Source organism: Plantactinospora sp. GCM10030261 (assembly GCF_042666615.1).
In the GTDB taxonomy this organism is placed as follows: domain Bacteria; phylum Actinomycetota; class Actinomycetes; order Mycobacteriales; family Micromonosporaceae; genus KBS50.
Genome location: NZ_JBHTDD010000001.1, coordinates 509,818 through 532,102, shown reverse-complemented (window position 1 = coordinate 532,102; position 22,285 = coordinate 509,818). Strand labels below are relative to the sequence as shown.

At 69.9% G+C, this 22,285-nt stretch carries 26 protein-coding genes; 14 read left to right on the top strand and 12 right to left on the bottom strand.

The window, feature by feature from the left end; genetic code table 11:
- Window positions 1-62: 62 nt before the first annotated feature.
- Together ACFQUZ_RS02640 and ACFQUZ_RS02635 are read right to left on the bottom strand one after the other, a co-directional pair.
- Window positions 63-1,133, bottom strand: coding sequence for a hypothetical protein (locus ACFQUZ_RS02640; protein WP_377437217.1), 1,071 nt, complete (start codon window positions 1,131-1,133; stop codon window positions 63-65).
- Window positions 1,120-1,479, bottom strand: a complete 360-nt coding sequence (locus ACFQUZ_RS02635; protein WP_377437216.1) for a hypothetical protein — start codon at window positions 1,477-1,479, stop codon at window positions 1,120-1,122. The genes ACFQUZ_RS02640 and ACFQUZ_RS02635 overlap by 14 nt, the downstream gene beginning before the upstream one ends.
- Before the next feature lie 215 nt (window positions 1,480-1,694).
- Here ACFQUZ_RS02635 and ACFQUZ_RS02630 point away from each other — a divergent pair, with 215 nt between their 5' ends.
- Both ACFQUZ_RS02630 and ACFQUZ_RS02625 read left to right on the top strand, forming a co-directional pair.
- A complete protein-coding gene (locus ACFQUZ_RS02630; protein WP_377437215.1) occupies window positions 1,695-2,018 on the top strand; it encodes a hypothetical protein in 324 nt (107 codons plus the stop codon).
- A 5-nt stretch (window positions 2,019-2,023) separates the two neighbouring features.
- Window positions 2,024-2,875 (top strand): SRPBCC family protein, encoded by an 852-nt coding sequence (locus ACFQUZ_RS02625; protein ID WP_377437214.1) that lies wholly within the window; start codon window positions 2,024-2,026, stop codon window positions 2,873-2,875.
- 64 nt (window positions 2,876-2,939) lie between these two features.
- Here the strand turns inward: ACFQUZ_RS02625 and ACFQUZ_RS02620 are convergent, their stop codons facing one another.
- The 4 genes from ACFQUZ_RS02620 to ACFQUZ_RS02605 all read right to left on the bottom strand — a co-directional run bounded on the left by ACFQUZ_RS02620 (window position 2,940) and on the right by ACFQUZ_RS02605 (window position 5,499).
- Window positions 2,940-3,947, bottom strand: coding sequence for a hypothetical protein (locus ACFQUZ_RS02620; protein WP_377437212.1), 1,008 nt, complete (start codon window positions 3,945-3,947; stop codon window positions 2,940-2,942).
- Between the two features lie 72 nt (window positions 3,948-4,019).
- Window positions 4,020-4,667 carry an HAD family hydrolase gene (locus ACFQUZ_RS02615; protein WP_377437210.1) on the bottom strand — a complete coding sequence of 216 codons (648 nt, stop codon included), beginning with the start codon at window positions 4,665-4,667 and terminating at the stop codon, window positions 4,020-4,022.
- Window positions 4,668-4,694: 27 nt separating this feature from the next.
- Window positions 4,695-5,180 (bottom strand): SRPBCC domain-containing protein, encoded by a 486-nt coding sequence (locus ACFQUZ_RS02610; RefSeq protein ID WP_377437208.1) that lies wholly within the window; start codon window positions 5,178-5,180, stop codon window positions 4,695-4,697.
- A complete protein-coding gene (locus tag ACFQUZ_RS02605) occupies window positions 5,173-5,499 on the bottom strand; it encodes an ArsR/SmtB family transcription factor (RefSeq protein WP_377437206.1) in 327 nt (108 codons plus the stop codon). The genes ACFQUZ_RS02610 and ACFQUZ_RS02605 overlap by 8 nt, the downstream gene beginning before the upstream one ends.
- Before the next feature lie 70 nt (window positions 5,500-5,569).
- Here ACFQUZ_RS02605 and ACFQUZ_RS02600 point away from each other — a divergent pair, with 70 nt between their 5' ends.
- A complete protein-coding gene (locus ACFQUZ_RS02600; RefSeq protein ID WP_377437205.1) occupies window positions 5,570-5,836 on the top strand; it encodes an SCO4848 family membrane protein in 267 nt (88 codons plus the stop codon).
- On the opposite strand, the gene ACFQUZ_RS02595 is transcribed toward ACFQUZ_RS02600, so the two are convergent.
- The 3 genes from ACFQUZ_RS02595 to ACFQUZ_RS02585 form a co-directional block, all read right to left on the bottom strand.
- On the bottom strand, window positions 5,823-6,818 hold the full coding sequence (locus tag ACFQUZ_RS02595) for a GNAT family N-acetyltransferase (protein ID WP_377437203.1): 996 nt from the start codon (window positions 6,816-6,818) through the stop codon (window positions 5,823-5,825). The genes ACFQUZ_RS02600 and ACFQUZ_RS02595 overlap by 14 nt on opposite strands.
- A gap of 21 nt (window positions 6,819-6,839) precedes the next feature.
- The gene (locus tag ACFQUZ_RS02590; protein WP_377437202.1) at window positions 6,840-7,394 is read right to left on the bottom strand and encodes a GrpB family protein; all 555 of its coding nucleotides are present in this window, start codon (window positions 7,392-7,394) and stop codon (window positions 6,840-6,842) included.
- Between the two features lie 83 nt (window positions 7,395-7,477).
- Window positions 7,478-8,488, bottom strand: coding sequence for a Ku protein (locus ACFQUZ_RS02585; RefSeq protein ID WP_377437201.1), 1,011 nt, complete (start codon window positions 8,486-8,488; stop codon window positions 7,478-7,480).
- Window positions 8,489-8,714: 226 nt separating this feature from the next.
- On the opposite strand from ACFQUZ_RS02585, the gene ligD (ACFQUZ_RS02580) reads away from it, so the two are divergent.
- The 7 genes from ligD (ACFQUZ_RS02580) to ACFQUZ_RS02550 all read left to right on the top strand — a co-directional run bounded on the left by ligD (ACFQUZ_RS02580) (window position 8,715) and on the right by ACFQUZ_RS02550 (window position 14,985).
- On the top strand, window positions 8,715-9,674 hold the full coding sequence (gene ligD / locus ACFQUZ_RS02580; protein WP_377437199.1) for a non-homologous end-joining DNA ligase: 960 nt from the start codon (window positions 8,715-8,717) through the stop codon (window positions 9,672-9,674).
- Complete coding sequence (ligD, locus tag ACFQUZ_RS02575) at window positions 9,664-10,575, top strand: non-homologous end-joining DNA ligase (protein WP_377437198.1); 912 nt, start codon at window positions 9,664-9,666, stop codon at window positions 10,573-10,575. The genes ligD (ACFQUZ_RS02580) and ligD (ACFQUZ_RS02575) overlap by 11 nt, the downstream gene beginning before the upstream one ends.
- Window positions 10,576-10,788: 213 nt before the next feature.
- Window positions 10,789-11,979: a HesA/MoeB/ThiF family protein gene (locus tag ACFQUZ_RS02570; protein ID WP_377437196.1), complete on the top strand. Its 1,191-nt coding sequence runs from the start codon at window positions 10,789-10,791 to the stop codon at window positions 11,977-11,979.
- Window positions 11,980-12,164: 185 nt separating this feature from the next.
- The gene (locus ACFQUZ_RS02565; RefSeq protein WP_377437194.1) at window positions 12,165-13,409 is read left to right on the top strand and encodes a hypothetical protein; all 1,245 of its coding nucleotides are present in this window, start codon (window positions 12,165-12,167) and stop codon (window positions 13,407-13,409) included.
- Window positions 13,406-13,969 carry a DUF3105 domain-containing protein gene (locus ACFQUZ_RS02560; RefSeq protein WP_377437192.1) on the top strand — a complete coding sequence of 188 codons (564 nt, stop codon included), beginning with the start codon at window positions 13,406-13,408 and terminating at the stop codon, window positions 13,967-13,969. Before ACFQUZ_RS02565 ends, ACFQUZ_RS02560 begins: the two co-directional genes overlap by 4 nt.
- A gap of 426 nt (window positions 13,970-14,395) precedes the next feature.
- Window positions 14,396-14,641 carry a toxin HicA gene (locus ACFQUZ_RS02555; RefSeq protein ID WP_377437191.1) on the top strand — a complete coding sequence of 82 codons (246 nt, stop codon included), beginning with the start codon at window positions 14,396-14,398 and terminating at the stop codon, window positions 14,639-14,641.
- A complete protein-coding gene (locus ACFQUZ_RS02550; RefSeq protein WP_377437189.1) occupies window positions 14,641-14,985 on the top strand; it encodes a type II toxin-antitoxin system HicB family antitoxin in 345 nt (114 codons plus the stop codon). The genes ACFQUZ_RS02555 and ACFQUZ_RS02550 overlap by 1 nt, the downstream gene beginning before the upstream one ends.
- A gap of 106 nt (window positions 14,986-15,091) precedes the next feature.
- Here the strand turns inward: ACFQUZ_RS02550 and ACFQUZ_RS02545 are convergent, their stop codons facing one another.
- Window positions 15,092-16,771 (bottom strand): DNA repair helicase XPB, encoded by a 1,680-nt coding sequence (locus ACFQUZ_RS02545; protein WP_377437187.1) that lies wholly within the window; start codon window positions 16,769-16,771, stop codon window positions 15,092-15,094.
- A gap of 266 nt (window positions 16,772-17,037) precedes the next feature.
- Here ACFQUZ_RS02545 and ACFQUZ_RS02540 point away from each other — a divergent pair, with 266 nt between their 5' ends.
- Entirely contained in the window at window positions 17,038-17,292 is a 255-nt protein-coding gene (locus tag ACFQUZ_RS02540; RefSeq protein ID WP_377437186.1) for a hypothetical protein, read from the top strand.
- Here ACFQUZ_RS02540 and ACFQUZ_RS02535 read toward each other — a convergent pair.
- A complete protein-coding gene (locus ACFQUZ_RS02535) occupies window positions 17,286-17,678 on the bottom strand; it encodes a MerR family transcriptional regulator (RefSeq protein ID WP_377437184.1) in 393 nt (130 codons plus the stop codon). The two genes, ACFQUZ_RS02540 and ACFQUZ_RS02535, sit on opposite strands and share 7 nt — an antisense overlap.
- A 59-nt stretch (window positions 17,679-17,737) precedes the next feature.
- On the opposite strand from ACFQUZ_RS02535, the gene ACFQUZ_RS02530 reads away from it, so the two are divergent.
- The gene (locus tag ACFQUZ_RS02530) at window positions 17,738-18,664 is read left to right on the top strand and encodes an NAD(P)-dependent oxidoreductase (protein WP_377437183.1); all 927 of its coding nucleotides are present in this window, start codon (window positions 17,738-17,740) and stop codon (window positions 18,662-18,664) included.
- On the opposite strand, the gene ACFQUZ_RS02525 is transcribed toward ACFQUZ_RS02530, so the two are convergent.
- On the bottom strand, window positions 18,639-21,107 hold the full coding sequence (locus tag ACFQUZ_RS02525; RefSeq protein ID WP_377437181.1) for a helicase-associated domain-containing protein: 2,469 nt from the start codon (window positions 21,105-21,107) through the stop codon (window positions 18,639-18,641). The genes ACFQUZ_RS02530 and ACFQUZ_RS02525 overlap by 26 nt on opposite strands.
- Window positions 21,108-21,196: 89 nt before the next feature.
- On the opposite strand from ACFQUZ_RS02525, the gene ACFQUZ_RS02520 reads away from it, so the two are divergent.
- Together ACFQUZ_RS02520 and ACFQUZ_RS02515 are read left to right on the top strand one after the other, a co-directional pair.
- Complete coding sequence (locus tag ACFQUZ_RS02520; protein ID WP_377437179.1) at window positions 21,197-21,844, top strand: HAD family hydrolase; 648 nt, start codon at window positions 21,197-21,199, stop codon at window positions 21,842-21,844.
- Window positions 21,845-21,847: 3 nt separating this feature from the next.
- Window positions 21,848-22,234: a cold-shock protein gene (locus ACFQUZ_RS02515; RefSeq protein WP_377437178.1), complete on the top strand. Its 387-nt coding sequence runs from the start codon at window positions 21,848-21,850 to the stop codon at window positions 22,232-22,234.
- Window positions 22,235-22,285 lie beyond the last annotated feature (51 nt).

The following is a 22,285-nucleotide window of genomic DNA, read 5'->3' as shown; positions in this document are numbered from 1 at the left end:
CCTCCCAGCCGCCGATCTAGGGCAGATGGTCGTGAGTTGATCTCCAATCACGACCATCTGCCCTAGATCGAGGCGTCTCGACCAGGGCGGGAGCGGGTGGCCCAGTCGCGGAGCAGTTGCGTCGCCTCCTCGATCCGGCCTTGCTCGGTGAGCACGGTGACCAGCAGGCCCGCGGGGCGCCAGTCGTCGAGCGCTCCGGACCGCAGCACGTCGATCGCCTCGTGGATGCGGCCCCGATCGACAAGCAGGGTCGCCAGCTCGGTCCGGGCCACCGGCTCACCGTGATCGGCGGCCAGCCGCCAGAACCGCTCCGCCTCCGCGTCGTCTCCCCGGTCGCGCAGCAGCGCGGCGAGCCGAGCGGCGGCGTGCCGGTCACCCAGATCGGCCCGGGCCCGCAGCTCATCGGTGCGGCCCCGGTCGGCCAGCAGATCGACGAGGACGCTGCCAGCCAGCACCTCGCCGGAGTCGGCCAGATCGCGCAGGTAACCGGTGGGATCGGGGACCGGTTCGAGACCGGACGCCTCGGGGCCGAAGAAGCGGCTGCCGCCGAACTCGTGCCGCAGTTGGTCGTCCAGATCGTCGGCGATCTCCACCATGGCCTTGACCGCGAGCAGCAGGTGGGTCGGTTGGAATTCGTGCCCGAACACCGGGATCGACGCCCACACGGTGTCGCCCGTGCAGTAGATCCGGCCGATCGGCATGCCGCTGGTGAGGTCGCACAGCCGCTGGTAGAGGCTCTCGGTGGGCTGCACACCGCTGAGCAGCGGCGAGAAGACGTCGATCATCGGCGGGTCCTCCTGGGCCCGTACGAAGATCATGGCGGAACCGGCGCGGATCGCCAGATCACCGTCGGCATCGACCCGCAACTGGTCGGCGGTGGTGCCCAGAATCTCGGCCACCACCCGCTTGACCCGCTCCACGAGCTTGACGCCGAGGTCGTCATGCTCCCGGGCCCGCTCGGTGATCGCCGAGTCGATGCGGCCGGTCGACTGAGCGGACCGGGTGATGGGCCGTGCGGCGAGGGCGGCCGCCAACCGGGTGCTGGTCGGCAGCGGAGCCGACGCGGTGGTGGCCGACGGGCGCGCGGCGAGTGCGTTTGTCAGTCGGCTCAGGAATCCGTCACGCGGCGTCATCGTCATTGCCCCCTAGCTGTGGCTGACCCTGAATAGAGGGTTGCTCCAGCACCCGTACCTGGTCGAACATCTTGGCGATCACCAGCGGTGCGGTGACGCCGAGGGTGAAGGCGGCGAATCCGTTGGGGGCCAGGTCGCCGGCCGAGGCGGCCGCCGCCAGACCGATGCCGGCGCCGGCGCGCAGCGCCATCGCGAGGAGCATGATCGGCACGTCGCCCCGGTCCCGCCATGGCCACTGCCAGCGTCCCTTGGACTCTGTTGTCGGGCGCATCATCCCGTACAGGTTGAGCGCCTCGGCGACGGCGCTGCCGACCAATCCCCACATCGCGGCAATCCATAGAGACACATCCCTACTGTACTGATCGTGCCCAGCTGTCCGAACCGCTGACCGTGGGCAGCCCGGTGACGAGGACCGGCACGATGCCTTGGCTCGGCCGAGACCGCGGGGACATGTCTGGACGGTAGCCGCGGCCGGCAAGTCGATCCCCTCGTTCCGCCTCCACGACGGCGACCGGTTGCGGATACTCAGGGCGTCAGCGGGGGCGGACGGAAGAAGTCAGCATGAAGCGCGCGGGGCACATCGCGGTGGCGGTGGGAGTCGGCTACGTACTGGGGCGACGGCGGAAGCTGCGAGCCGCGCTGTTGCTGGGGGCCGCCGCGGCCACCGGGCAGTTGGGGCGGGTCCCGGGCGGCCGGCTACTGGGTGGGGCGCACACCGAACCGGCCGGCGAGGGGTCGCCCGGTGGCGCCGTGGCCAGGTTGGGCAGTGCGGGTCGGACAGCGGCCCGGTCGGCGTTGAGCCGACCGGTGGACGCGTTCGCCGAACGGCTCAACGAGAAGGCCGAAGCGCTGCGACGGGGCATCGGATCGGGCGGGGACAGGTGAATGGCATGAGCCAGGAGTCACGGTCCTCCGGCGGTGGCCAGGGCGGAGTCGGCGGCAAGCTGCTTGCCGGTCTGGCGAACCTCGCCGGAGCCCTGGGCGACCGCGCTGTGGGTGCGGTCACCGACCGGATCGACAAGCTGACCGACCGGTTGACCGGGTACGGCCAGCAGGGCGCCAGCCCGACGCGGGTGGCGGCGGCCAAGGGCGCCGAGAAGCTGCGGGAGGGCGGCTCACCGATCGGCGCGATGCTCAGCGCCGGTGCCGCCGGCGGTAAGGAACAGGTCAAGCAGCCCGTCGGCAAGGGAGGCGGCCGGAAGGACCAGACGGATCTCAAGGTCACCAACATCGTCGAGTCGATCGACGTCGGGGTGCCGGTCCGGATCGCGTACGACCAGTGGACCCAGTTCACCGACTTTCCGAGCTTCATGAAGAAGGTCGAGAACATCGAGCAGGACGCCGACGAGAAGCTGACCTGGAAGGCGCAGGTGCTCTGGTCCCACCGGACCTGGGAGTCCACAATCATCGAGCAGGTGCCGGACGAGCGGATCGTCTGGCGCTCCAAGGGGCAGAAGGGCTCGGTGGACGGCACGGTCAGCTTTCACGAGCTGGCCGAAGACCTCACCCGGATCCTGGTCGTGCTGGAATATCACCCGCAGGGCTTCTTCGAGCGGACCGGCAACCTGTGGCGGGCCCAGGGTCGCCGGGTGCGCCTGGAACTCAAGCACTTCGTCCGGCACGTCATGACCCGGACCATCCTGGATCCGGACGAGTTGCAGGGCTGGCGCGGCGAGATCCGGGAGGGCGAGGTCGTCATGGACGACGAGACCGCGCGCCGTCAGGAAGGGCACCCCGGCTGACGGGTGCGAGGCGACCGGGCCGCGGACGATCGGTTACGGAGGCGGGCCGAAGGCGGGCCGGCGGTCACCATCGTCGTTGGGTTCGTCGCGGCAGCCCCCGGTAGCGTCGCCGTTCCCCCCGCGGCTCCCGTTGCCCGGGTTCCCCGGCCTGGGCCGCGGCGCTGGGCTTTCCGGCCTGGTCCGCGGCGCTGGGCTTTCGGGGTGGCCAGCCCTCGGCATCGACGGTGGCGCCGGCCTCGACGGTCGGCTGCCCGCCTGGGCCGACATCGGTTCGCTGTGGGGGATTTGTCGACTCCGGGCTGGCCTCGGTCGCCCAGGTGCGGGTTTCCCGCTCACCCCGGGCCCGCCCCGGCTGGGTCGGACCGGACCCGGACCGGCCACCGGCACCGGTGGTCGCCGCCCCGGCAGCCCCGCCCGCCGCCCCGGCAGCCCCGCCCGCCGCCGCCGCGGCCCCGCCCGCCGCGGTTCCCGCCTGTCTGACGGTTTCGCCGACGCCGTTCCCGACCTGGCCGACGGTCTCGCCTACCGCGGTCCCCGCTCGTCCGACGGTTCTGTCGGCGCCGCCTCCGACGTGACTGACGGTTTCGCCGACGCCGCCCCCGACGTGACTGACGGTTTCGCCGAGGCCGCCCCCGACCCGCCCGACGGCCTGGCCGACCCCGGCAGCGGCCTCGTCGACCACCTGGCTTACCGACGTCCCTGTCTGCTCCACGGCGGCGGTCGCCGCCCGGGCGAGCGGATCGATGATCTCTGGGTGATTGTCCACAGTTTCCAGCACCTTGCCGATGATCTCGGCTACCCGATCCAGCCGTACCTTGAGCAGTGCCTGGGCGTCGACGTTGCGGATGTCCAGCCGGACCCGGCCGAGCACCGCGTCGACCCCGACATTCAACCGGAGCAGGTTGAGCACCTCGGCCTGCAACGACACCCGGGCCCGCAGATCGTCGACCTCCAACTCGATCGAGTCGACGTGCAGGGTCGGGATGTCCAGTAGGACGTCCTCCGGCTCCGCCGGTGGCGTGCCGGCGGCGTGCCGGCCGTACTCACGGTCCGGTGCAGTATCTTGCCCCATTTGGTCAGGATTGCAGGGTGCGCCGTCCGGCGTCCTGAATTCGCCGGGGCTGGCGGCCGGCGAGACGGCCGATCAGGGCCGTATGTGGGCCTCGGCCAGCTCGCCGATCCCGGACAGCACGACCGTGGCCTGTGCCGCGGCGTCGTCATCGAGAGGGTACGCGCCGTGTGGCGCGGCGATCACGCGCATCCCGGCCGCCGCGGCTGACCGTACCCCGTTGGCGGAGTCTTCCACCGCGGCGCACCGGGCCGGCTCGACGCGGAGCCGGTCGGCGACCGCGAGATAGACGTCCGGAGCCGGCTTGCCGCGGTCGACCTGCTCGGTGGAGAGGGTCACCCGGAACCGATCCGCGAGGCCCGCGGCGGCCAGCGCGGCCTCGATCAGGCGCGGCGGCGAGGAACTGGCAAGTCCGAGCGGCCAGCGCTCGGCGATCCGGTTGACCGCGTCGATCGATCCGGGGATCAGCGGTACGTGTTCGGCGTATCGGGCGGCCATCTCGTCGATGACCTCGGTGGCCACCTGCTCCGGGGAGCGGTCCACGCCGAGTTCCTCACTGAGGTAACGCGCCCACTCGCCGGTGCTCATGCCCATCAGGCGGCGCTGACTGTCCGGTTGCCAGTGGCCACCATGCCGGGCGACGTAGCCGCGGCGCACCTCCTCCCAGATGGGCTCCGAGTCGACGATCACGCCGTCCAGGTCGAATATCACCGCGTCCACCACGGCACCATCCTGCCCGAACGGGTGGCATCACGCCGTGGTGGGGGCGGGTTTCGCCGACGGCCGCGGCGGCTCGGCCACCGGCATCCGGTCGCCCTCGAGGAACGCCTGGAGGTTGGCCAGGATCGGGGTCCAGCCGTCCCGCCAGCCCGCCACGTCATCCGGACTGGCCAACTGGTCGTGCACCAGCCGCAGCCGGACCTTGCCACTGTCAGTCGGTTCCAGTTCGAAGGTGACCCGGGTGTAAGGGCGGTCCAACTCGGTGACCGGGCCGTCCTCGTACCGGAAGCTGTAGACCAGCTTGCGCGGCGGAACGCTCTCCAGGACGACGCCGGTGTCGGTGATCCGGTCGCTGTCCCCGTCGTAGAAGGTGACCGCCGAACCGACAAGCCAGTCTGACTCGATTCTCCGATCAAACCAGTACATTCGGGTCAGAGTGCCGGTGGTGAGAGCGGTCCAGAGTCGCTGCGGCGTGGTCGCGATCTCGGTCTCGTAGACGAACGCAGCCTCACTCATGAGACTCCTCCTCCAGTTCGCGTTTGAGTTCGGCCAGCGCGAACAGGCGCCGGCTCTCGTACTTGCCGATCCACCGCCCCACGAGGTCCAGGATCGGTGCCGGGTTGAGGTAGTGCTTCTTCTCCCGACCGCGTCGCAGGGTGACAACCAGCCGGGCCTCTTCGAGGATGGCCAGGTGCTTGCTCACCGCCTGCCGGGTCGTTCCCACTTGGGCGCAGAGTTCACGCAGGGTCTGCCCGTTGTTGGCGTGCAGGCTGTCGAGGAGACGGCGACGCGTGCGGTCGGCCAGCGCCCGGAACGCCGCGTCGTCATCCTCCATGCCGCCGAGAATAGGCAACCATTAGGTTGCCTGTCAACGGTGATCGTCAATCCTGGCATACTCGCTGGTCATGGTGCTGTCGCGGGGTTGGTCCTGGTTTCTGGTGGGCGTCGGCCTGTGGACCTGGGCGATCTGGCCCCGGTTCGCGGTGGCGATCTGGAACGATCCGCGAGCATGGGCCGATGGCTCGGTCGGGCAGGGGAGCCCGACCAGCTTCCTCTGGGTGCACGCCCTTCTCATCGCCGCCTCGCTGGCCATCGGGACGACCGCCGGCTGGCTCGGCGTACGCGGCTGGCGGGCCGCCCGGCGCCCGGCCGCCCGGGTCAGCCAGCGGTGAGCCGCTTCGCCATCTGCTGGCTGGCCAGCGCGTAACCGAGGCGGTCAGCCAACCGGTTCGCCGCGACGTTCCCACCGGCCACCTGTGCGCCCACCACCGGAACGCCCCGCTCGGCCAGCTCGCGCTCCACGGCGAGCACCATCGCCCGGCCGTACCCCCGCCCCCGGCATGCCGGACCGACCACAAGATTCATCACCCAGGCCCGCCCAGGACCGCCGAATCCGCCCGGCAGACTCACCCAGCACCAACCGACCTCGGTGCCGTCCGGCGCGTGCGCCGTCCGCAGCAGCGTTTCCGTGCTGTGTACGCCGTCGGGCAGTCGCTTCGCGACCATCCGCTCCGCCTGCTCGCGGGCATCGGGCAGCGATACTCCGCGGGGCGTCCCGGCGTACTCCTCGGTGAACCCGGCGACGATGGCCGGCAGCCGGGCTTCCAGGTCGTCCTGGCTCATCGCGCGAAGCGCGACATCCGCCCCGCCCTCGGGCGTGTCGGTCCGCTCGGCACGGGTGAGTGGCTTGACCAGTTGCCGGCGGTACGCGGTGAATCCGAGGCTGTCGTACAGCCGGACGGCGGTGGGGTTGGAGCCGTGCACGTTCAGTCCGACAGCACCGATCCCGCGTTCGGCCAGCTCCCGCTCGGCGGCCAGCATGATGGCCCGGCCGTGTCCCCGCCCCCGGTGTGCCGCGTCGACCTCGACGTCATAGACCCAGGCCAGGCCCGGCCCGCCGGCGGGATTGCCGGGCAGCGCGAGCCAGATCCAGCCGACCGCCCCGGCCCGGTCGTCGCGGGCCGTGAGCAGCATCATCCCGCCGGTCCGTACGCCGTCGGGAAGGATCGCCAGGTGCTGCTCCACGGAAGCGCGGCGGGCGTCCTCGATGGACAGACCGTCGCTGGTCGTGTTGAACTGGGCGTAGTTTTCGATCATTTCGGGCAGCCGCCGGTCCAGCTCGTCCTGGGACATCGGGGTGAGGACGATCGTCATGCGTACTCCGATGCTGGGTGGTTAAGTGCCTGCGGAGTTGCTCCCGGTCTCCGCCGTCTGCCAGGCGTGCGCCGCGCGCGTCAGCTCGGCGACCAGGTCGCCCTTGCCGTCGGTATACGCCTGTCGGTCGTGCGGATGGGCGGTCGCCAGCTCGCGCTTTCGGTTCTCGTACGCGTCCCGGGCGGACGGATGGACGCGAAGGTAGTCGCGGAACGTTAGTACGTCGGCGAATCGGGCCGATCCGGTCGGCACCAGGTGTAGGTGGTGGGTCCGACGACTCGGGTCCGGCTTGCAGAACCAATGCATCACGTCCCGCCGGTGCGGCGCGTAGCAATAGTCGAGCTGGGTCAGACGCTCGATACACGGCTCCGATGAGGCCAGATCCGCTACGCCCACCTGAATGTCGATCACCGGTTTAGCGCTGAGCCCCGGGATGGCCGTACTTCCCACATGGTGAATGCCACCGGTGATCCACGGCCCGATGGCAGCTCGGATCGCCTGTGCCTCGGTGGCGAACTCAACCGGCCACCGGTCGTCGTAGGGGACCACGTGGATCGGCTCGTCCTGTGCTGCCATGTCGCCTACCCTGCCATCGTCGGTCCGCGACCGACAAGATCATGTTTCGGGTTTCACGACGATGAGATGGGCTTCCTCGCAGGTCAGGCGGTCTTGCGGGGAGCGGCCTTCTTGGCCTGTTTCGCCGGTGCCTTCTTCTCGGCGGCCTTCTTCGTGGTCTTCTTGGCGGCGGTCTTCTTCGCGCCACCGGCTTCCTTGCCGCCGGCCTTCTTGGCTGGCGCCTTCTTCGCCGGGGCCTTCTTCTCGGCGGCCTTCTTCGCGGAACGCGCGGAGGTGATCGGCGTGGGTTCCCGCCCGCCATCCGCCGGCTCCTCGCCGCGCGCCGCCCGCGCGCGGTCGACCGACGCGCGCAGGGCTGCCATCAGATCGACCGCGGCCGCCGGTGCGGCTTCCTCCTCCTCGGGGGCGACGATCTCGCGGCCCTCCACCTTCGCGTCGATGACCTCCTGGAGGGCCGCCCGGTAGTCGTCGGTGAAGGCGTCCGGTTCGAAGTCGCCCGCCATCGAGTCGATCAACGAGGTGGCCATCGCCAACTCGGGCGGGCGGACGCTGATGTCCTCGTCGAGGAACCCGAAGTCCGGGGTGCGGATCTCGTCCGGCCACAGCATCGTGTTCAGCAGCAGTACGCCCTCGCGGACCCGCAGCGTGGCCAACTGCTCCCGCTGGCGCAGCGCGATCTTGACAATGGCGACCCGGTCGGAGTCGGTGAGGGCGTCCCGCAGCAGCACGTACGGCTTGGTCGCGTTGCCGTCGGGTTCCAGGAAGTACGCCTTGTTGTAGAGAATCGGGTCGACCTGCTCGGCCGGGACGAACTCCAGCACGTCGATCGCGCGGGAGGTGGACAGCGGCAGTTCGGCGAAGTCCTCGTCGGTCAGGATGACCATCTCGCCGCCGCCGAGGTCGTATCCCTTGGCGATGTCGTCGTAGCTCACCTCCTCGCCGCAGACGGAGCAGGTGCGCTTGTACCGGATTCGCCCGCCGTCCTCCCGGTGGACCTGGTGGAACCGAATGTCCTTTTCCTCCGTGGCGGAGAACACCCGTACCCCGATCGAGACGAGGCCGAACGAGACGGCGCCCTTCCAGATAGCCCGCATCGCCCCACTCCTCGCCCCGTCGTCCCCGGCCGGCCACCGGCCGCCGTCGGGCCGCCCGACCCGGCGGTGATCCGACCATTGACCAGGATTCCATCCGGGGCAACCCGGCGCGAGGATTTCCTCGCAGATCATCCGCGGCGGAGGGCCGGGCGCGCCCGACGGCCATGGCCGGGGTGCGTCGCCGACTCGGGCCATGGGCCCCGCCCGCAGGCCCTACGCTGGGAATGTGCCAGGCGCGCCGGTCAGACCGATGCTCGCGGTAACCGGCGAACTGCCGACCACTCCGGGCTGGGGGTACGAGTTCAAGTGGGACGGCGTACGGGCCGTCGCCGCCCTCAGCGCCGCCGGATTCAGCGTGTGGGCCAGGTCGGGGGTGGAGATCACCGCGGCCTATCCCGAGCTGGCCGGGCTGTCCCGGCAGTTGACCGAGGTACGGGCGGACGACACCCTGTTGGACGGCGAGGTGGTGGTCCTCGGCCCTGACGGGGTGCCGTCGTTCACCATGCTGGCCGAGCGGATGCATGTCCGGGAGGCGGGCCGGGCGGCTCGACTCGCGGCGAGCATGCCCATCACCTACATGATCTTCGATGTCCTGCGACTGCGGGGCGCGGACCTGACCCGGTGGTCGTACCGCGACCGGCGGCGGGCGCTGGAGGGCCTCGGCCTCGGCGGGCCGCGCTGGGCGGTCCCACCGGTCTTTCCGGACGGCCCGGCCACCTGGCAGGCGGCCGGCGAGCACGGCCTGGAGGGGGTCGTCGCCAAGCGATGGGACGCGGCCTACCACCCGGGCGTACGGTCCCCGGACTGGGTCAAGGTCAAGCTGGAGACGACCGCGGACTTCGTGGTGGGCGGCTGGCGGGCCGGCGCCCGCAAGATCGGGGGTCTGCTGGTCGGCGTGCCGCGACCGGACGGCCGGCTGGTGTTCCGCGGCCGCGTCGGCGGCGGCATCGGGATGGCCGCCGAACGGGACCTGCTCGCCGCGCTGGAGCCGCTGCGCACCGGCGCGTCGCCGTTCGTCGCGGGCGGCGTGCCGCGCGAGGATGCGCGGGGAGCGATCTGGGTAACACCTGAGGTGGTCGTGGAGGTCAAGTACGGGCAGCGGACGCCGGACGGTCGGCTGCGCTTCCCGCGCCTGCTTCGGTTGCGTCCCGACAAGACGGTGGAGGAAGTAGACGATGCCGGATGACAAGGTCCGGGTGCAGGTGGCCGGGCGTGCGCTGGAGCTGTCCAACCTGGACAAGGTGCTCTATCCCGAGGCGGGCTTCACCAAGGGCGAGATCATCGACTACTACACCCGGATCGCGCCGGTGCTGCTGCCGCACCTGCGGGACCGGCCGCTGACCCGGATCCGCTATCCGAACGGGGTGGCTGACAAGTTTTTCTTCGAGAAGAACAAGCCGGCCGCCACGCCCGACTGGGTACGGGTGGAGACGCTGCCCGCGCCGGGCTCCACCAAGGGACGGGAGATGCTCGACTACGTCGTGGCGGACGACCTGCCCACCCTGGTCTGGCTGGCCAACCTCGCCGCCCTGGAACTGCACACCCCGCAGTGGAAGGTGGGCCACCACCCGGACATGCTGGTGGTCGACCTGGATCCCGGGGCGCCGGCCGCCCTGAAGCAGTGCTGCGAGGTGGCGCTGCTGATGCGGGACCGGCTCGCCGACGACGGCCTGGCCAGCTATCCGAAGACCTCCGGCAAGAAGGGCATGCAGCTGTGCTGCCCGATCGCCGGCAGCCAGGACGCCGACCTCGTTTCCGGGTACGCCCGGCGGATCGCGCAGGAGTTGGAACGGGAGCATCCGAAGCTGATCGTGTCGAAGATGGCCAAAAACCTGCGGCCCGGAAAGGTGTTCATCGACTGGAGTCAGAACAACGCGGCGAAGACGACGGTGGCGCCGTACTCGCTGCGGGCCCAGTCGATGCCCGCCGTGTCCACCCCGCTGACCTGGGACGAGGTCGAGGCTGGCGCGGCCGGGAAACGGCCCGCCACGAAGCCGTACGCGGCGGGCGAGGTGCTCAAGCGGGTGGAGAAGTCGGGGGACCTGCTGGCACCGCTTCTCGATGGCGGACCACGGGTGCCCATCTGACAGTGACAAAAGTCATGATGGTTCGTTGGCGTGCCGAGCGGGACGCGCCCATACAACAGGCGTAGTAGCTGATCTCGCCTCGGCTGTCAATACTTGATCTCTGGACACGCGGTGGTCATTCTGTGTCGAGCGCCCTGCTCGCCGTTGCGAGCGCGGGGGTAGCCGTGACGGATTTTGACTGCCGCATTTCAGGCTCGGAGGGGGAGGTCGCACATGAACCGTAAGGACGTCCTCCCGGCGCCCGAATCGGCTGTGAGGGGGTGCGAATTGCGACCACAGCTCAAGCACCTTGCCTGGGAACGGCACGGTGATGATCTGCGCGTTATCTATGACCGGCGAGAATGCTTGGTGATAACCGATCCGGACCAGTCCGTCGAAGCGTTGCTGAAACTCCTGCGTCAGGGCGGTCGGACCATAGAGGAAGTTGCCGCGGATTTATCCGCGAAACGAACGGAACCGGTGTCCGCGGATGACATCGCGGCTGCGGTGGCCCTGTTCGACGAGTACCGGCTCGTGGAGGACGGTGATCGTCTCGGTACGTCCGGTGACGGTGGACGGTTCGATTCGAATCTGGCGTTCTTCGAGTCCTTCGCCACCCTCGCCCAGGGTCGCGCCGACTTCCAGGACCGCCTTCGTCGGGCGCACGTTCTCGTCCTCGGCACCGGAGGGCTGAACTCGAACACGGTTCCGCACCTGTGTGGACTCGGCATCGGCCGGCTCACTCTGGTGGACCGAGACCTGGTGGAACCACGCAACTTCGCTCGACAGTATCTCTACCGCTGGTCCGACATCGGCGCCAGCAAGGTGAAGGTGGCCGAGGACTGGGTACGCGCCTTCGATCCAGGAGTGGACGTTACGGGCATCGAGGCCAGCGTGGACGGGCCGGAGGACCTTGAGGCGCTGATCGACCGAACGGCGCCCGACATCGTCATGTCGGGGATGGACAGTCCCGCCGAGATCGACCACTGGTTGAACGACGCGTGTCTCGCCCGAGGCGTTCCCTATGTGCGGGCGGGCGTCTCGGTCACCCAGGGCATCATCTGGTCCGTCGATCCGGGTCGCAGCGCGTGTCGTACCTGTTATCGGGCGGCGCCGGTCTCGGCACGGGACTCCGTGACCGGCGATGACGCCGCGTTCATCGCGGGCCTCGAACTGTTCAACAGGAACACCAGGGTCAATCGCGCGATCGGACCGGTGGTCGGATTGCTCGGCTCGCTCGCGGCGTTCGAGATCCTGCGGTATCTGACCGGCCTCGAACCACCCGTGTATGCCGGGAAACCAACGTATATCGACTTCGCCGCGGCCTGCTCAATGCAGTCCCACGCCTGGCAGAAGATGCCGGGCTGTGCAGCGTGCGAATCGGTATCGCAAAGCTCGCCACAGGCTGTGGCGTTGGCGACGTAACGTCGCCCATGATAGCAAAGGAGATATCGATGAAGATCCAGATCCGTCGTATCGAGTCGGCCCGGTTGACCGTGCACTGCGAGTTCTCCGACTGCTCCGGTAGCTGAGGCTGCTATTCCGGATGGCAGAGAGACGCTCGGTCTCTCTGCCATCCGGCCCCTCGACACCAATCGAAAGGCACGCGAATGGCGACGGGCATGGCCTCGGACGTGCCGGCCACAGTACGGCTGCTGTCCGTCACAAGCGCCGACGGCGAATTCGTCATCGGGCGTGGTGATCTGGGCGCTTACATCGCGGTACCTGAGCCCGGCGCTATTCTGATCACCGCGCTTCAGGAGGGATGTTCGCTGACCGAGGCGACGGCGCGGGCAAGTGCGGTAGCCGGCGAGGATGTCGACGGAGCGGATTTCCTCGACGCGCTCGTCGCATCGGGGCTGCTGGACGAACCGGGTGCCGCGTCGGACAGCGAGGCGGCGGAACCCGGTGCCAAACCTCGGGGGCGGCAGATCCGATGGATCGAAGGCGTGAGTCCCGCGACCGCCCGCAGGCTCTTCGGTCGGCTGGCGTGGTCGGCGTATCTGACCGCGGCGGGCACCGCGATAGCTCTCCTGGCCCTTCGTCCGGATCTGCGACCGAGCTTCGACCAGATGTGGTTCCTCCCTGATCCGGTCCTGTCCATGTTGATGTTCCTTCCGGTTGCCACGCTGCTCCTGGCGACACATGAGGCGTGGCACTGGTTGGCGGGGCGGGCGATCGGCATACCGGCAACCTTCCGGTTCAGCAACCGGGGCCCGTTCCTGGTCTTCGAAACCGACCTCACCCAGATCGTTACCGTGCCTCGCCGACGCCGCTATGGCCCGTTCCTGGCTGGCATGGCGTTCGACGTCACCGTGCTCGCCGTGGCGTTGCTCCTGCGCCTCGCGCACCGAGAGGACCTTTTCCGCCTGCCGTTCGTTCTCGACCGGCTCCTCGGTGTCGTGGTGCTGTTCGAGATCTTCAGCATCAGTTGGCAGGTGGGCGCCGTCTTCCTGCGTAGCGACGTCTACGCGGTGGTGGCCAATGCGTTGAAGTGTCACGACCTGTACCGGGTCACCTGGCTTACCAACAAGCGGCGACTGTGGCGGCTGACCGAGGCGGAGAACACGGAACTCACCGGTGCGAGCAGCAGAGATCGCGCTGTCGCCAACTGGTTCGGCGTGCTCTACCTGGTTGGACTGTGTGTCGTCGCCTGGTTCTACCTGCGCTTCGCCATTCCGTTCGTGGTATCCATGGCGACGTGGGCCGCCGGAAACATCGCCTACTTCGACGTCCGCGGCCTCGCCTTCTGGGAGTCACTGCTGCTACTGGCGTACGTGGTCGCGGGACGGTTGGCCGCACCTCTCCTCGCTCTGCGGGGGCGACGCCTGCGTCGAGAGGGTGTGCTCCGATGACTCTTCATCCACAGCGCTGGCTGTGGCGGATCGGTGCGGTGGTCGTGGTCGCGACCGTGATCGCCCTTCTCGCCTCCGGCCCATGGCGGTTCCTCGTCGGCGCGGTGAGTGGATCCTCCGCCGCGGGCGACCAGCCCGCCTGTCCGCAGGGCGAAACCATCCCGATCATGGACAGCCCGCACATCTCGTCAGCGGAGGCGGAGAAGGTCCGTTACAACTCCCTGCCGCCCACGTCCGGTCCGCACTTCGCCTTCGTCCTCGCCCCGGGAATCTACGCCGACCAGGTACCGGATGGTCTCGCGTTGCACGCCCTGGAGCATGGCAATGTAGTGGTCGGGTATGCCCCGAACACTCCACCGGCTGTCGTGAAAGAGCTGGAGCGGCTGGCCATCAGCCACTCCGACAGTGTGGTGCTCACTCCGTACGCCCAACTGCCCAACGGGATCGCGCTGACATCGTGGGGCTGTAAACAGGTTCTCGAGACGTTGGACGAGCCGGAGGTGCTGCGCTTCATCGAGCAGACGAGCGGCCGGTACGAACACGGTTGGCGGCGGAGCTGAGGACGCGGAGCTGGCGGCTCGGCGCGCGTGTCGCAGCCGGATGGCCGAGTCCGTCCCGGCACACCGCCGAGGTGCGGCGATCGGCATCCGGGGGGCGGTGAAAGGACTCGGCATCGCGCTCGGCCGGTCATCGGCGGTGCCGTCGTCGAGTACCCGTCCTGGCAGTGGATCTTCTGGATCGACGTACCGCTCGGACTGCTGCTCGTGCCGCTCGCGTACACCCTGCGGAAGATCCGGGGTGGCGCCGGACGCTCGACCCGGTTGGCGTCCTGCTCGTCACGGCCGGCCTGTTCGGGGTGGTGTTCGGGCTGGTCCGCGGCGGCGGCCAGTGGCCCGGTGCTGACCGCGCTGCCACGGTCAGATCGCTCGTCAGAGGGACGGGCCGACTCTGTGCATCATGGTACTGCTAGTAGTACCATGGTTCTCGTGCCGTCCGTCGCCAAGATTCTCGAAGCGATGCGAGAGCATCAACAGAACATTGCCTACAACGATCTTTACCGAGTGTGCGAGCACTACTTTGGGAAGCCGCGGCAAGCCGGCACATCGCACGCGGTATTCAAGATGCCGTGGGCCGGCGATCCGCGCGTCACCATCCAGAACGACAAGGGCAAGGCCAAGGCATACCAGGTACGGCAGGTGCTCAAGGCGATCGACAAGAAGGAGGCCATGTGATGCAGCCCGACGCCCGTCCAGAAATCACGCACTACACCTACCGCGTCACCTGGTCCGCCGATGATCAGGAGTTCGTCGCTACCTGTGCCGAGTTTCCCTCGCTCTCCTGGCTGGCTCCTTCCCAGGTCGAAGCCCTGCTAGGTCTGGAGGGCCTGGTGCAGGACGTGATCGCAGACATGGCGGAGCAGGGCGAGTGGATCCCGCAACCGTTCGCCGATCGCAGCTACTCCGGCAAGTTCAACCTGCGGGTCGGGGAGAGCCTGCACCGCGAACTGGCGATCCAGGCGGCCGAGGACGGACTGAGCCTCAATCAGTACGTCCTGAGTAAGCTTCGGGCGGCCTGACGGAGGCATTCACACCGGACCGAGCTCGCTGATCTCCGGCACGGAATCGCCCACCAACCGCCCGAGCGTACGCATGTCGCCGGGTATGTCATCGCGACCCCCTGCCTCAGTCGACCGACGGCAGCGGCGGGCCGAGCACGTCGTCGGCGTCCACGATGGTGTACGCGTACCCCTGCTCGGCCAGGAAGCGCTGCCGGTGGGCGGCGTACTCGGTGTCGATGGTGTCCCGGGACACCACCGTGTAGAAGTGCGCCTGCCGGCCGTCGGCCTTCGGTCGCAGCACCCGACCCAGTCGTTGCGCCTCCTCCTGCCGGGAGCCGAAGGTGCCGGACACCTGGATCGCCACCGCCGCCTCCGGCAGGTCGATCGAGAAGTTGCCCACCTTGGAAATCACAAGCGTCCGGACCTCGCCCGAGCGGAACGCGTCGAACAGCCGTTCCCGCTCCTTGTTGGTGGTGGACCCCTGCACGATCGGCGCGTCCAGGAACTCGCCCAACTGGTGCAACTGGTCGATGTAGCCGCCGATGACCAACACCTGGTCGTCGGCGTGCCGTTCCACGAGCGCGCGCACCACCGGCAGCTTGGTCCGGGCCGTCGCCGCCATCCGGTAGCGCTCCTCGGACTCCGCTGTCGCGTACGCCATCCGCTCCGCGTCGGTCAGCGTCACCCGTACCTCGGTGCAGTTGGCCGGGGCGATCCAGCCCTGCGACTCGATGTCCTTCCACGGCGCGTCGTACCGCTTGGGGCCGATCAGCGAGAAGACGTCGCCCTCCCGGCCGTCCTCGCGTACCAGGGTGGCGGTCAGGCCGAGTCGGCGACGGGCCTGGAGGTCCGCGGTGAACCGGAAGATCGGTGCCGGCAGCAGATGCACCTCGTCGTAGATGACCAGACCCCAGTCCCGGGCGCCGAACAGGTCGAGGTGGGTGAAGGCGCCACCGCGCCGCGACGTCAGCACCTGGTACGTGGCGATGGTGACCGGCCGGATCTCCTTGCGCTCGCCCGAGTACTCGCCGATCTCGTCCTCGGTCAGCGAGGTCCGCGCGACCAGTTCCCGCTTCCACTGCCGGCCGGCCACGGTGTTGGTGACCAGGATCAACGTGGTGGCCTTCGCCTGCGCCATGGCAGCCGCACCGACAAGGGTCTTCCCGGCACCGCAGGGCAGCACCACCACCCCGGAGCCGCCGGCCCAGAACTGTTCCACGGCCTCCCGCTGGTACGACCGCAGCGTCCAGGGCCGGCCGCCGTCGCCACCGTCCTCGGCCAGGTCGATCTGGTGCGCCTCGCCGTCGACGTAACCGGCGAGGTCCTCCGCCGGCCAGCCCAGCTTGAGCAGCCCCTGCTTGAGTCGCCCACGCTCGGACGGGTGGACGGCGATGGTGTCGTCGTCGATCTTCGCGCCCAGCATGCCGGCCAGCTTCTTGCTCTTGGCGACCTCGATGAGCACCATCCGGTCCAGCGCGCGCAGCACCAGGCCGTGGGTCGGGTGGTTGGCCAGTTGCAGCCGGCCGTACCGGTCCATCGTCTCGGCGACGTCCACCAGCAGCGCGTGCGGCACCGGATAACGGGAGTACTTGATCAGGGCGTCGACAACGCCCTCGGCATCGTGACCGGCGGCCCGGGCGTTCCACAGCCCCAGTGGCGTGAGCCGGTAGGTGTGCACGTGCTCTGGTGAGCGTTCCAGCTCGGCGAAGGGTGCGATGGCCATCCGGCAGCCGACGGCGTCGGGGTGATCGACTTCGAGCAGCAGGGTCTTGTCCGACTGCACGATCAACGGGCCACCGGTCACGCCGCCGTTCCTTTCGCCGAAATCGTCCGAGCAGCCCAGAAGTGCTCCGGGCAGACCTACAAGTGTTGCACGGCGATAACGACCGGACACGTTCCCGTCGACCGCACCGGCACCGGCGACCCACGCGTCTCCGTTCGCCACGCGGGCCGGCACCTGACGGGGACACCCCCTACCCGAATTCAGGGCATCACCGGGGGTGCGGCGCCTGTCACCTGGGCTGTCGAGATGCAACTCTTGACGGTAGGCACCGCGGTGGGGAGGCGCGCATGACGGTCGACCGGGACATTCGAGGCGGCGACACCAGATCCGGCTGCGACGCGCCCGTACCGGTCCCTGTCTCCCGGACCACCGTCTTCTGGTACCTGGTGTTCGCGACGATCCTGTTCGGCTGGTTCCTGTGGGGTTGGCTGGTCACCGGGCAGGGGTTCGTCGACTCGGTGGGGGAATCCGCCGGCACCGCCTTCGCGCTGCTGCTGCTCGTCTCGATCGTCGGCACCGTCCGGCAGAGCCGCCGTCACTGAACGCGCTCGTCACACGCCGGGGGAGTTGGCGGGGCCTGCGCGGCGACCTCGATGATGTCGTCGAGCAGCCGGCGTGCCGCGAGTAGCTCGTCGATTGTGGCGTCGATGCGGCGACGTTCCCTCACCAGGACCGGTGCCAGCCCGACGCAGGCCGGCACCAGTACCTCGCCATCGTCGGTCATGCACGTCAGCACCTCGGCGATCGTGGCGGTGTTCAATCCGGCGGCGAGGAGCATCCGGATCGCGCGTACCACTCGCACGTCGTCCTCCGCGTACTCCCGGTATCCGCTGGCGCGGCGTGCCGGTCGGAGAAGGTCCTGCTCCTCGTAGTACCGCAACGAACGTTCGGTGGTGTCGGTTCGTCGGGCGAGCTCACCGATCCGCATGTCGCCTCCATCACCGCGTATTGACTCTGACGTCAACGTCAACGTTTACCTTAGCCGCCATGACATCGAACGCCACGACACCAGCGCAGCCCGACATGATCAGCGGCGCGGTCAGCGTGCTGGGCCTGGGCAGGATGGGCACCGCGCTGGCCACCGCACTGCTGGACGCCGGACACCAGACGACCGTGTGGAACCGCACCGCGGCGAAGGGCAGCGCTCTCGCCGCCCGCGGCGCTGTTCCGGCCGGCACGGTCGGCGACGCCGTCCAGTCGGCCCCATTGATCATCACCTGCCTTCTCAGCTACGACAACGTCCGCGCGGTACTCGAGCCGAACTCCGATGCCCTGGCTGGCCGTACCCTCGTCAACCTCACCACCGGCACACCCGACGACGCCGCCGCCGTCGCTGACTGGGCCACCGCCGCCGGAATCGACTACCTCGACGGCGCCATGATGGCGGTGCCGCAGACCGTCGGTACACCCGGCGCGTTCTTCCTGTACAGCGGATCCGAGTCCGCCTTCCAGACGCACCGACGGACCCTGGATCGCCTCGCGACCAGCCACTACGTCGGGCGGGACCCGGCCGCCGCCGAGTTGTGGGACATGGCACTGCTCAGTACCGGCTACGCCGCGCTTACCGGCTTCCTGCACGGCGTCGCGCTGCTGCGCACCCTGGACGTGCCGCCCACCCGGTTCCTGCCCCTCGCCGTTCAATGGCTCGACGGGATGGCGCACTTCATGCCCGAACTCGCCGACGAGATCGAGAAGAGCGACTACTCGACTCCCGTCTCACCTGTCGACATGAACCGCGCCGCCGTGGACAACCTGATCCGGATCAGCACCGAACGCGGTGTCGACGCCCGGGTACACGGACCGCTACTCGACCTGCTGGAACGACGCATCGCCGACGGTCACCCGACGGACAGCTTCGCCAGCATCGTCGAGGTCCTCGCATCGGTCGTCAGCCATCCAGAACGGCGGCCGTGATCCGGTGCAGGGCGAACGTGTGCAGCATGTCGGTGCGTTCGTCCTCGGCCCGCAGGTAGCCCGCCCCGATGGACACCGGCCGGACCAGCCGCGACATCGTGCTGCCGTGCGCGTCGACGTACCCGACCCAGACCAGCGCCTTGTCCCGGACGGCCTGCTGCAACACGGCCAGCGCGTCGGTGTGGGTGTGCGCCGGCGCCGGTCGGCCCGCACCGGCACCGGTCCGCACGGTGGCCGGTGCCCGCCGGGCAGCCCGCGCGGCAGCCTCGCCCCGCCGGATCTGCTCGACGATGCCGAGCACCCGGGGCCGGCTCAGCTTCGGGGTGGTCAGCGCCGTGATCCTGGGCGTTGACATCCGGGCCGGTGCCCGCGGTGGCTTGGGGCGGGCCAGCACGGTCGCTCCGGTCGCGTCCTCGGGCACCGGGGCGTAGCCCGCCTCCCGCAGCGCGGTGAGCATCCGGTTCACCTGGTACGGGGTGGCCAGCACCGTCGGGGCGAGCCGGCGCAGCGACAGCATGGTCAACCGGCGGTCGGTCAGCACCTCGGCCAGCAGCGCCTCGTCGTCGCTGCGCACGTACGCCCCAGCGGAACCGACCCGCAGCCCGCCGTGCCTTCGGGCCACGTCGTCCACCAGGTAGGTGAGGGACTGCGGCACGGGGGTGCGGGATCGGCGGGCGAACAGCGCGTGCAGATCCTCGGCCGCGTAGCCGAGGTCCAGGGCCCGGCGCAGGCTCGCCGCGGTGACCCGGTGCACGCTCGCGCCGCCCGCCGACTCGTGCTCGGCCACAACATCGAGTTCGGCGGCGAGCGTGGGTTCCGGGGGGCCCGGCACGATGACAGTGAGGTCGGCCTGCACCAGCACATGGTCCACCGGGGACGGGAGTAGCGCGTCCAGCGCGCGGGCGGCCGGTGACAGGTCGCCCGGCAGGTCGGCCTCGGACCGCAGCCCCAGCGGGTCGTCGGCCGCCGGGTCCGAGTCGCGGTCCGTCGTGGCCAGCAGCAGCCGCCCGTACGTGGTGAGCGCGCCGAGCCCGGTGAACCCGAGCGTGGCCGCCTCGGCGAGCACCTCCCGGTGTGCCCGCTCGCGACCCGCACTGCGGCGCGGCGCGTGCCACGCCAACAGGTCCAGGACCTCCTCCACCGCGGGCGCGGACCCCGGCTCCAGGCCGGCGAGCTGGTCGAGGACGGCCCGGCGGATGGCCGGGGCGCCGGCCCGTTCCGCCTCGGCGGAGAGCGCGGTGATCGGCCGGTCCCGCTCGTCCCGCTGCCCCACCATGCCCACCTGGCGGGTCAACGAAAGCCAAGCCGTGGCGAGCTGTTCCCACCGTCGGGCCAGCGGCGCGCCGCGCCACGCCTCGTACCCGGTACTGGGCAGAACCTGCTGGTCGGCACCGGCCCGGACGGTGCTGGCCCCGGGGAGATCCGCCTCGCCAGCCAGCCCGGCCGCGTAGCCCACCTCCAGCAGCAACGCCGCCACCGGCTCGTCGAGTCCGGTGCCGCGGGCCAGCCGACGAAGGTCGCGCACTCCGATGCCGCCGGAGCGCAGCACCGGCGCCGGCTCGGCGGCCAGGGCGTCCAGCAACGCCTCCGTGTGCCGGACCGCCTCCATGGCCTGGCCGGTGCCGGCCGAGTCGACGGCCTTCGGCTCCCGGACGGCCGCGGCGGGCACCGGCGGCGTCGGGCGCAGGGGACCCAGCGGTCCGGTGTCGCGGCGGAGCAGCAACCCCACCTCCCGGGGCAGTTCCACCGCCGTGTCGCCGGGTGCGGAGCCGGGATCGGAGATCGGCACCAGCAGGGCGTTGTCGATCAGCCACCGCACCGGCGACCCGCCGGCCCCGGATTCGATCGCGGCAGGATCCGGGCCGACGCCAGCGGCGGGCAGGGTGCCCACCGGCGGCCCGGCGGCCAGCCGGTCGAGGATCTTGCGAGCCGCGGGTGGGGCGGCCAGCACGGTGCGCCGCAACCGGGACGGGTCGGCGCACAGCGCTCCCGCCTGTGGGTCCAGGTCGGCGGCGGGGCGGCCCAGCCCGGCCGGGTACGGCGAGCAGACCTCGTCCACCGCGTCGACCACTCGCAGTTCCTCGGCCGGGCCGTACAACAGGTAGAGCGCGCGCAGCCGGTCCACTGCGCTCCGGACGGCGGTGCGGAGCGCGGTCCGGTCCGGGCCCCGGACTGCGCCCACCGGAACCGCCATGGCCAGCACGGCGTCGATCGAGGTGAGTCCGTCGGAGTCCCGGGCCAACCGGGCCCCGTCGAGGACCCGCAGGACGAACTGGTCCAGCCCGTCCAACGCCCGCGCCACGGAGACCCGCGACGCGGCGCGCAGGGCCAGCGCGGACAGGTCGGCCGGCACCGGCACGACGAGATCGGGACGTGACTGGAGCAGCCCCGCGAGCGCGTCGTCCGGCAACGATCGCAGATGATCGACGAGTGAGGTGGCCATCGTCGTTCCACGCTAGCCGGCCGGACCGGCATCCCGCCTCCCAGGCGAGGGTTTCGGTCGGCGTCCGGTCCCGTGTGATCATTGCCGCCATGACCCCCCTCACCGTCGGGTTCGACCTCGACATGACCCTGGTCGACTCCCGCCCCGGCATCGCCGCCGCCTTCCGCGAGTTGACTGCCCGGACCGGGGTGCCGATCGACGCCGACGCGGCCGTGGCACGGCTCGGGCCCCCGCTGCGGCAGGAGATCGCGCGGTGGTTCCCGGCGGACCAGGTCGAGGACGCCGTGCTGGCCTACCGGGAGCTCTACCCCGCGTACGCCATCGAGCCGTCCCGCCCGCTGCCCGGCGCGTTGGCCGCGGTCGAGGCCGTGCGTGGACTCGGTGGCCGGGTGGTGGTCGTCACCTCCAAGCTGGGCCGGCTGGCCCGGCTGCACCTGGAACACCTCGGGTTCGCCGTGGACGACGTGGTGGGCGACCTGTTCGCCGAGGCCAAGGCGGGGGCGTTGACCAGCCGCCAGGCGCTCGCCTATGTCGGCGACCACACTGCCGACATGGTGGCCGCGGTGGCCGCCGGCGTCCCCGGGTTCGGGGTCGCCACGGGTCCGTGCACCCCGGAGGAACTGCGTAAGGCCGGGGCGACGGTGGTGCTGGCGGACCTCACGGGATTCCCGGCGGCGCTCGCCGGCACGTTGCGGCTAGCCTTGAGAGATCAGCAATCCGAGCGAAGCAGGGGTTAACAGGTGCCGACCGGTCGAGTGAAGTGGTACGACGCGGCCAAGGGCTACGGTTTCGTCACAAGCGATGAAGGGGGCGACGTCTTCCTTCCGAAGGGCGCGTTGCCCGCTGGTGTCACCGAACTCAAGGGCGGCCAACGGATCGAGTTCGGCGTGGTGGACAGCCGGCGCGGCGCCCAGGCGCTGGGCGTGAAGCTGCTGGACGCGCCGCCGTCCGTCGCCGAGTTGCGGCGCCGGCCGGCCGAGGAACTGCATGGCCTCGTCGAGGACATGATCAAGGTGCTGGAGGCCAAAGTGCAGCCGGATCTGCGCCGGGGCCGGTTCCCGGACAAGCGCACCGCCCAGAAGATCGCTCAGCTCGTCCACGCCGTAGCCCGCGAACTGGAAACCTGAGCCGCCGCGCCACCGTCAGTCGATCATGAAGTTACCCGCCAATTTGAAGAT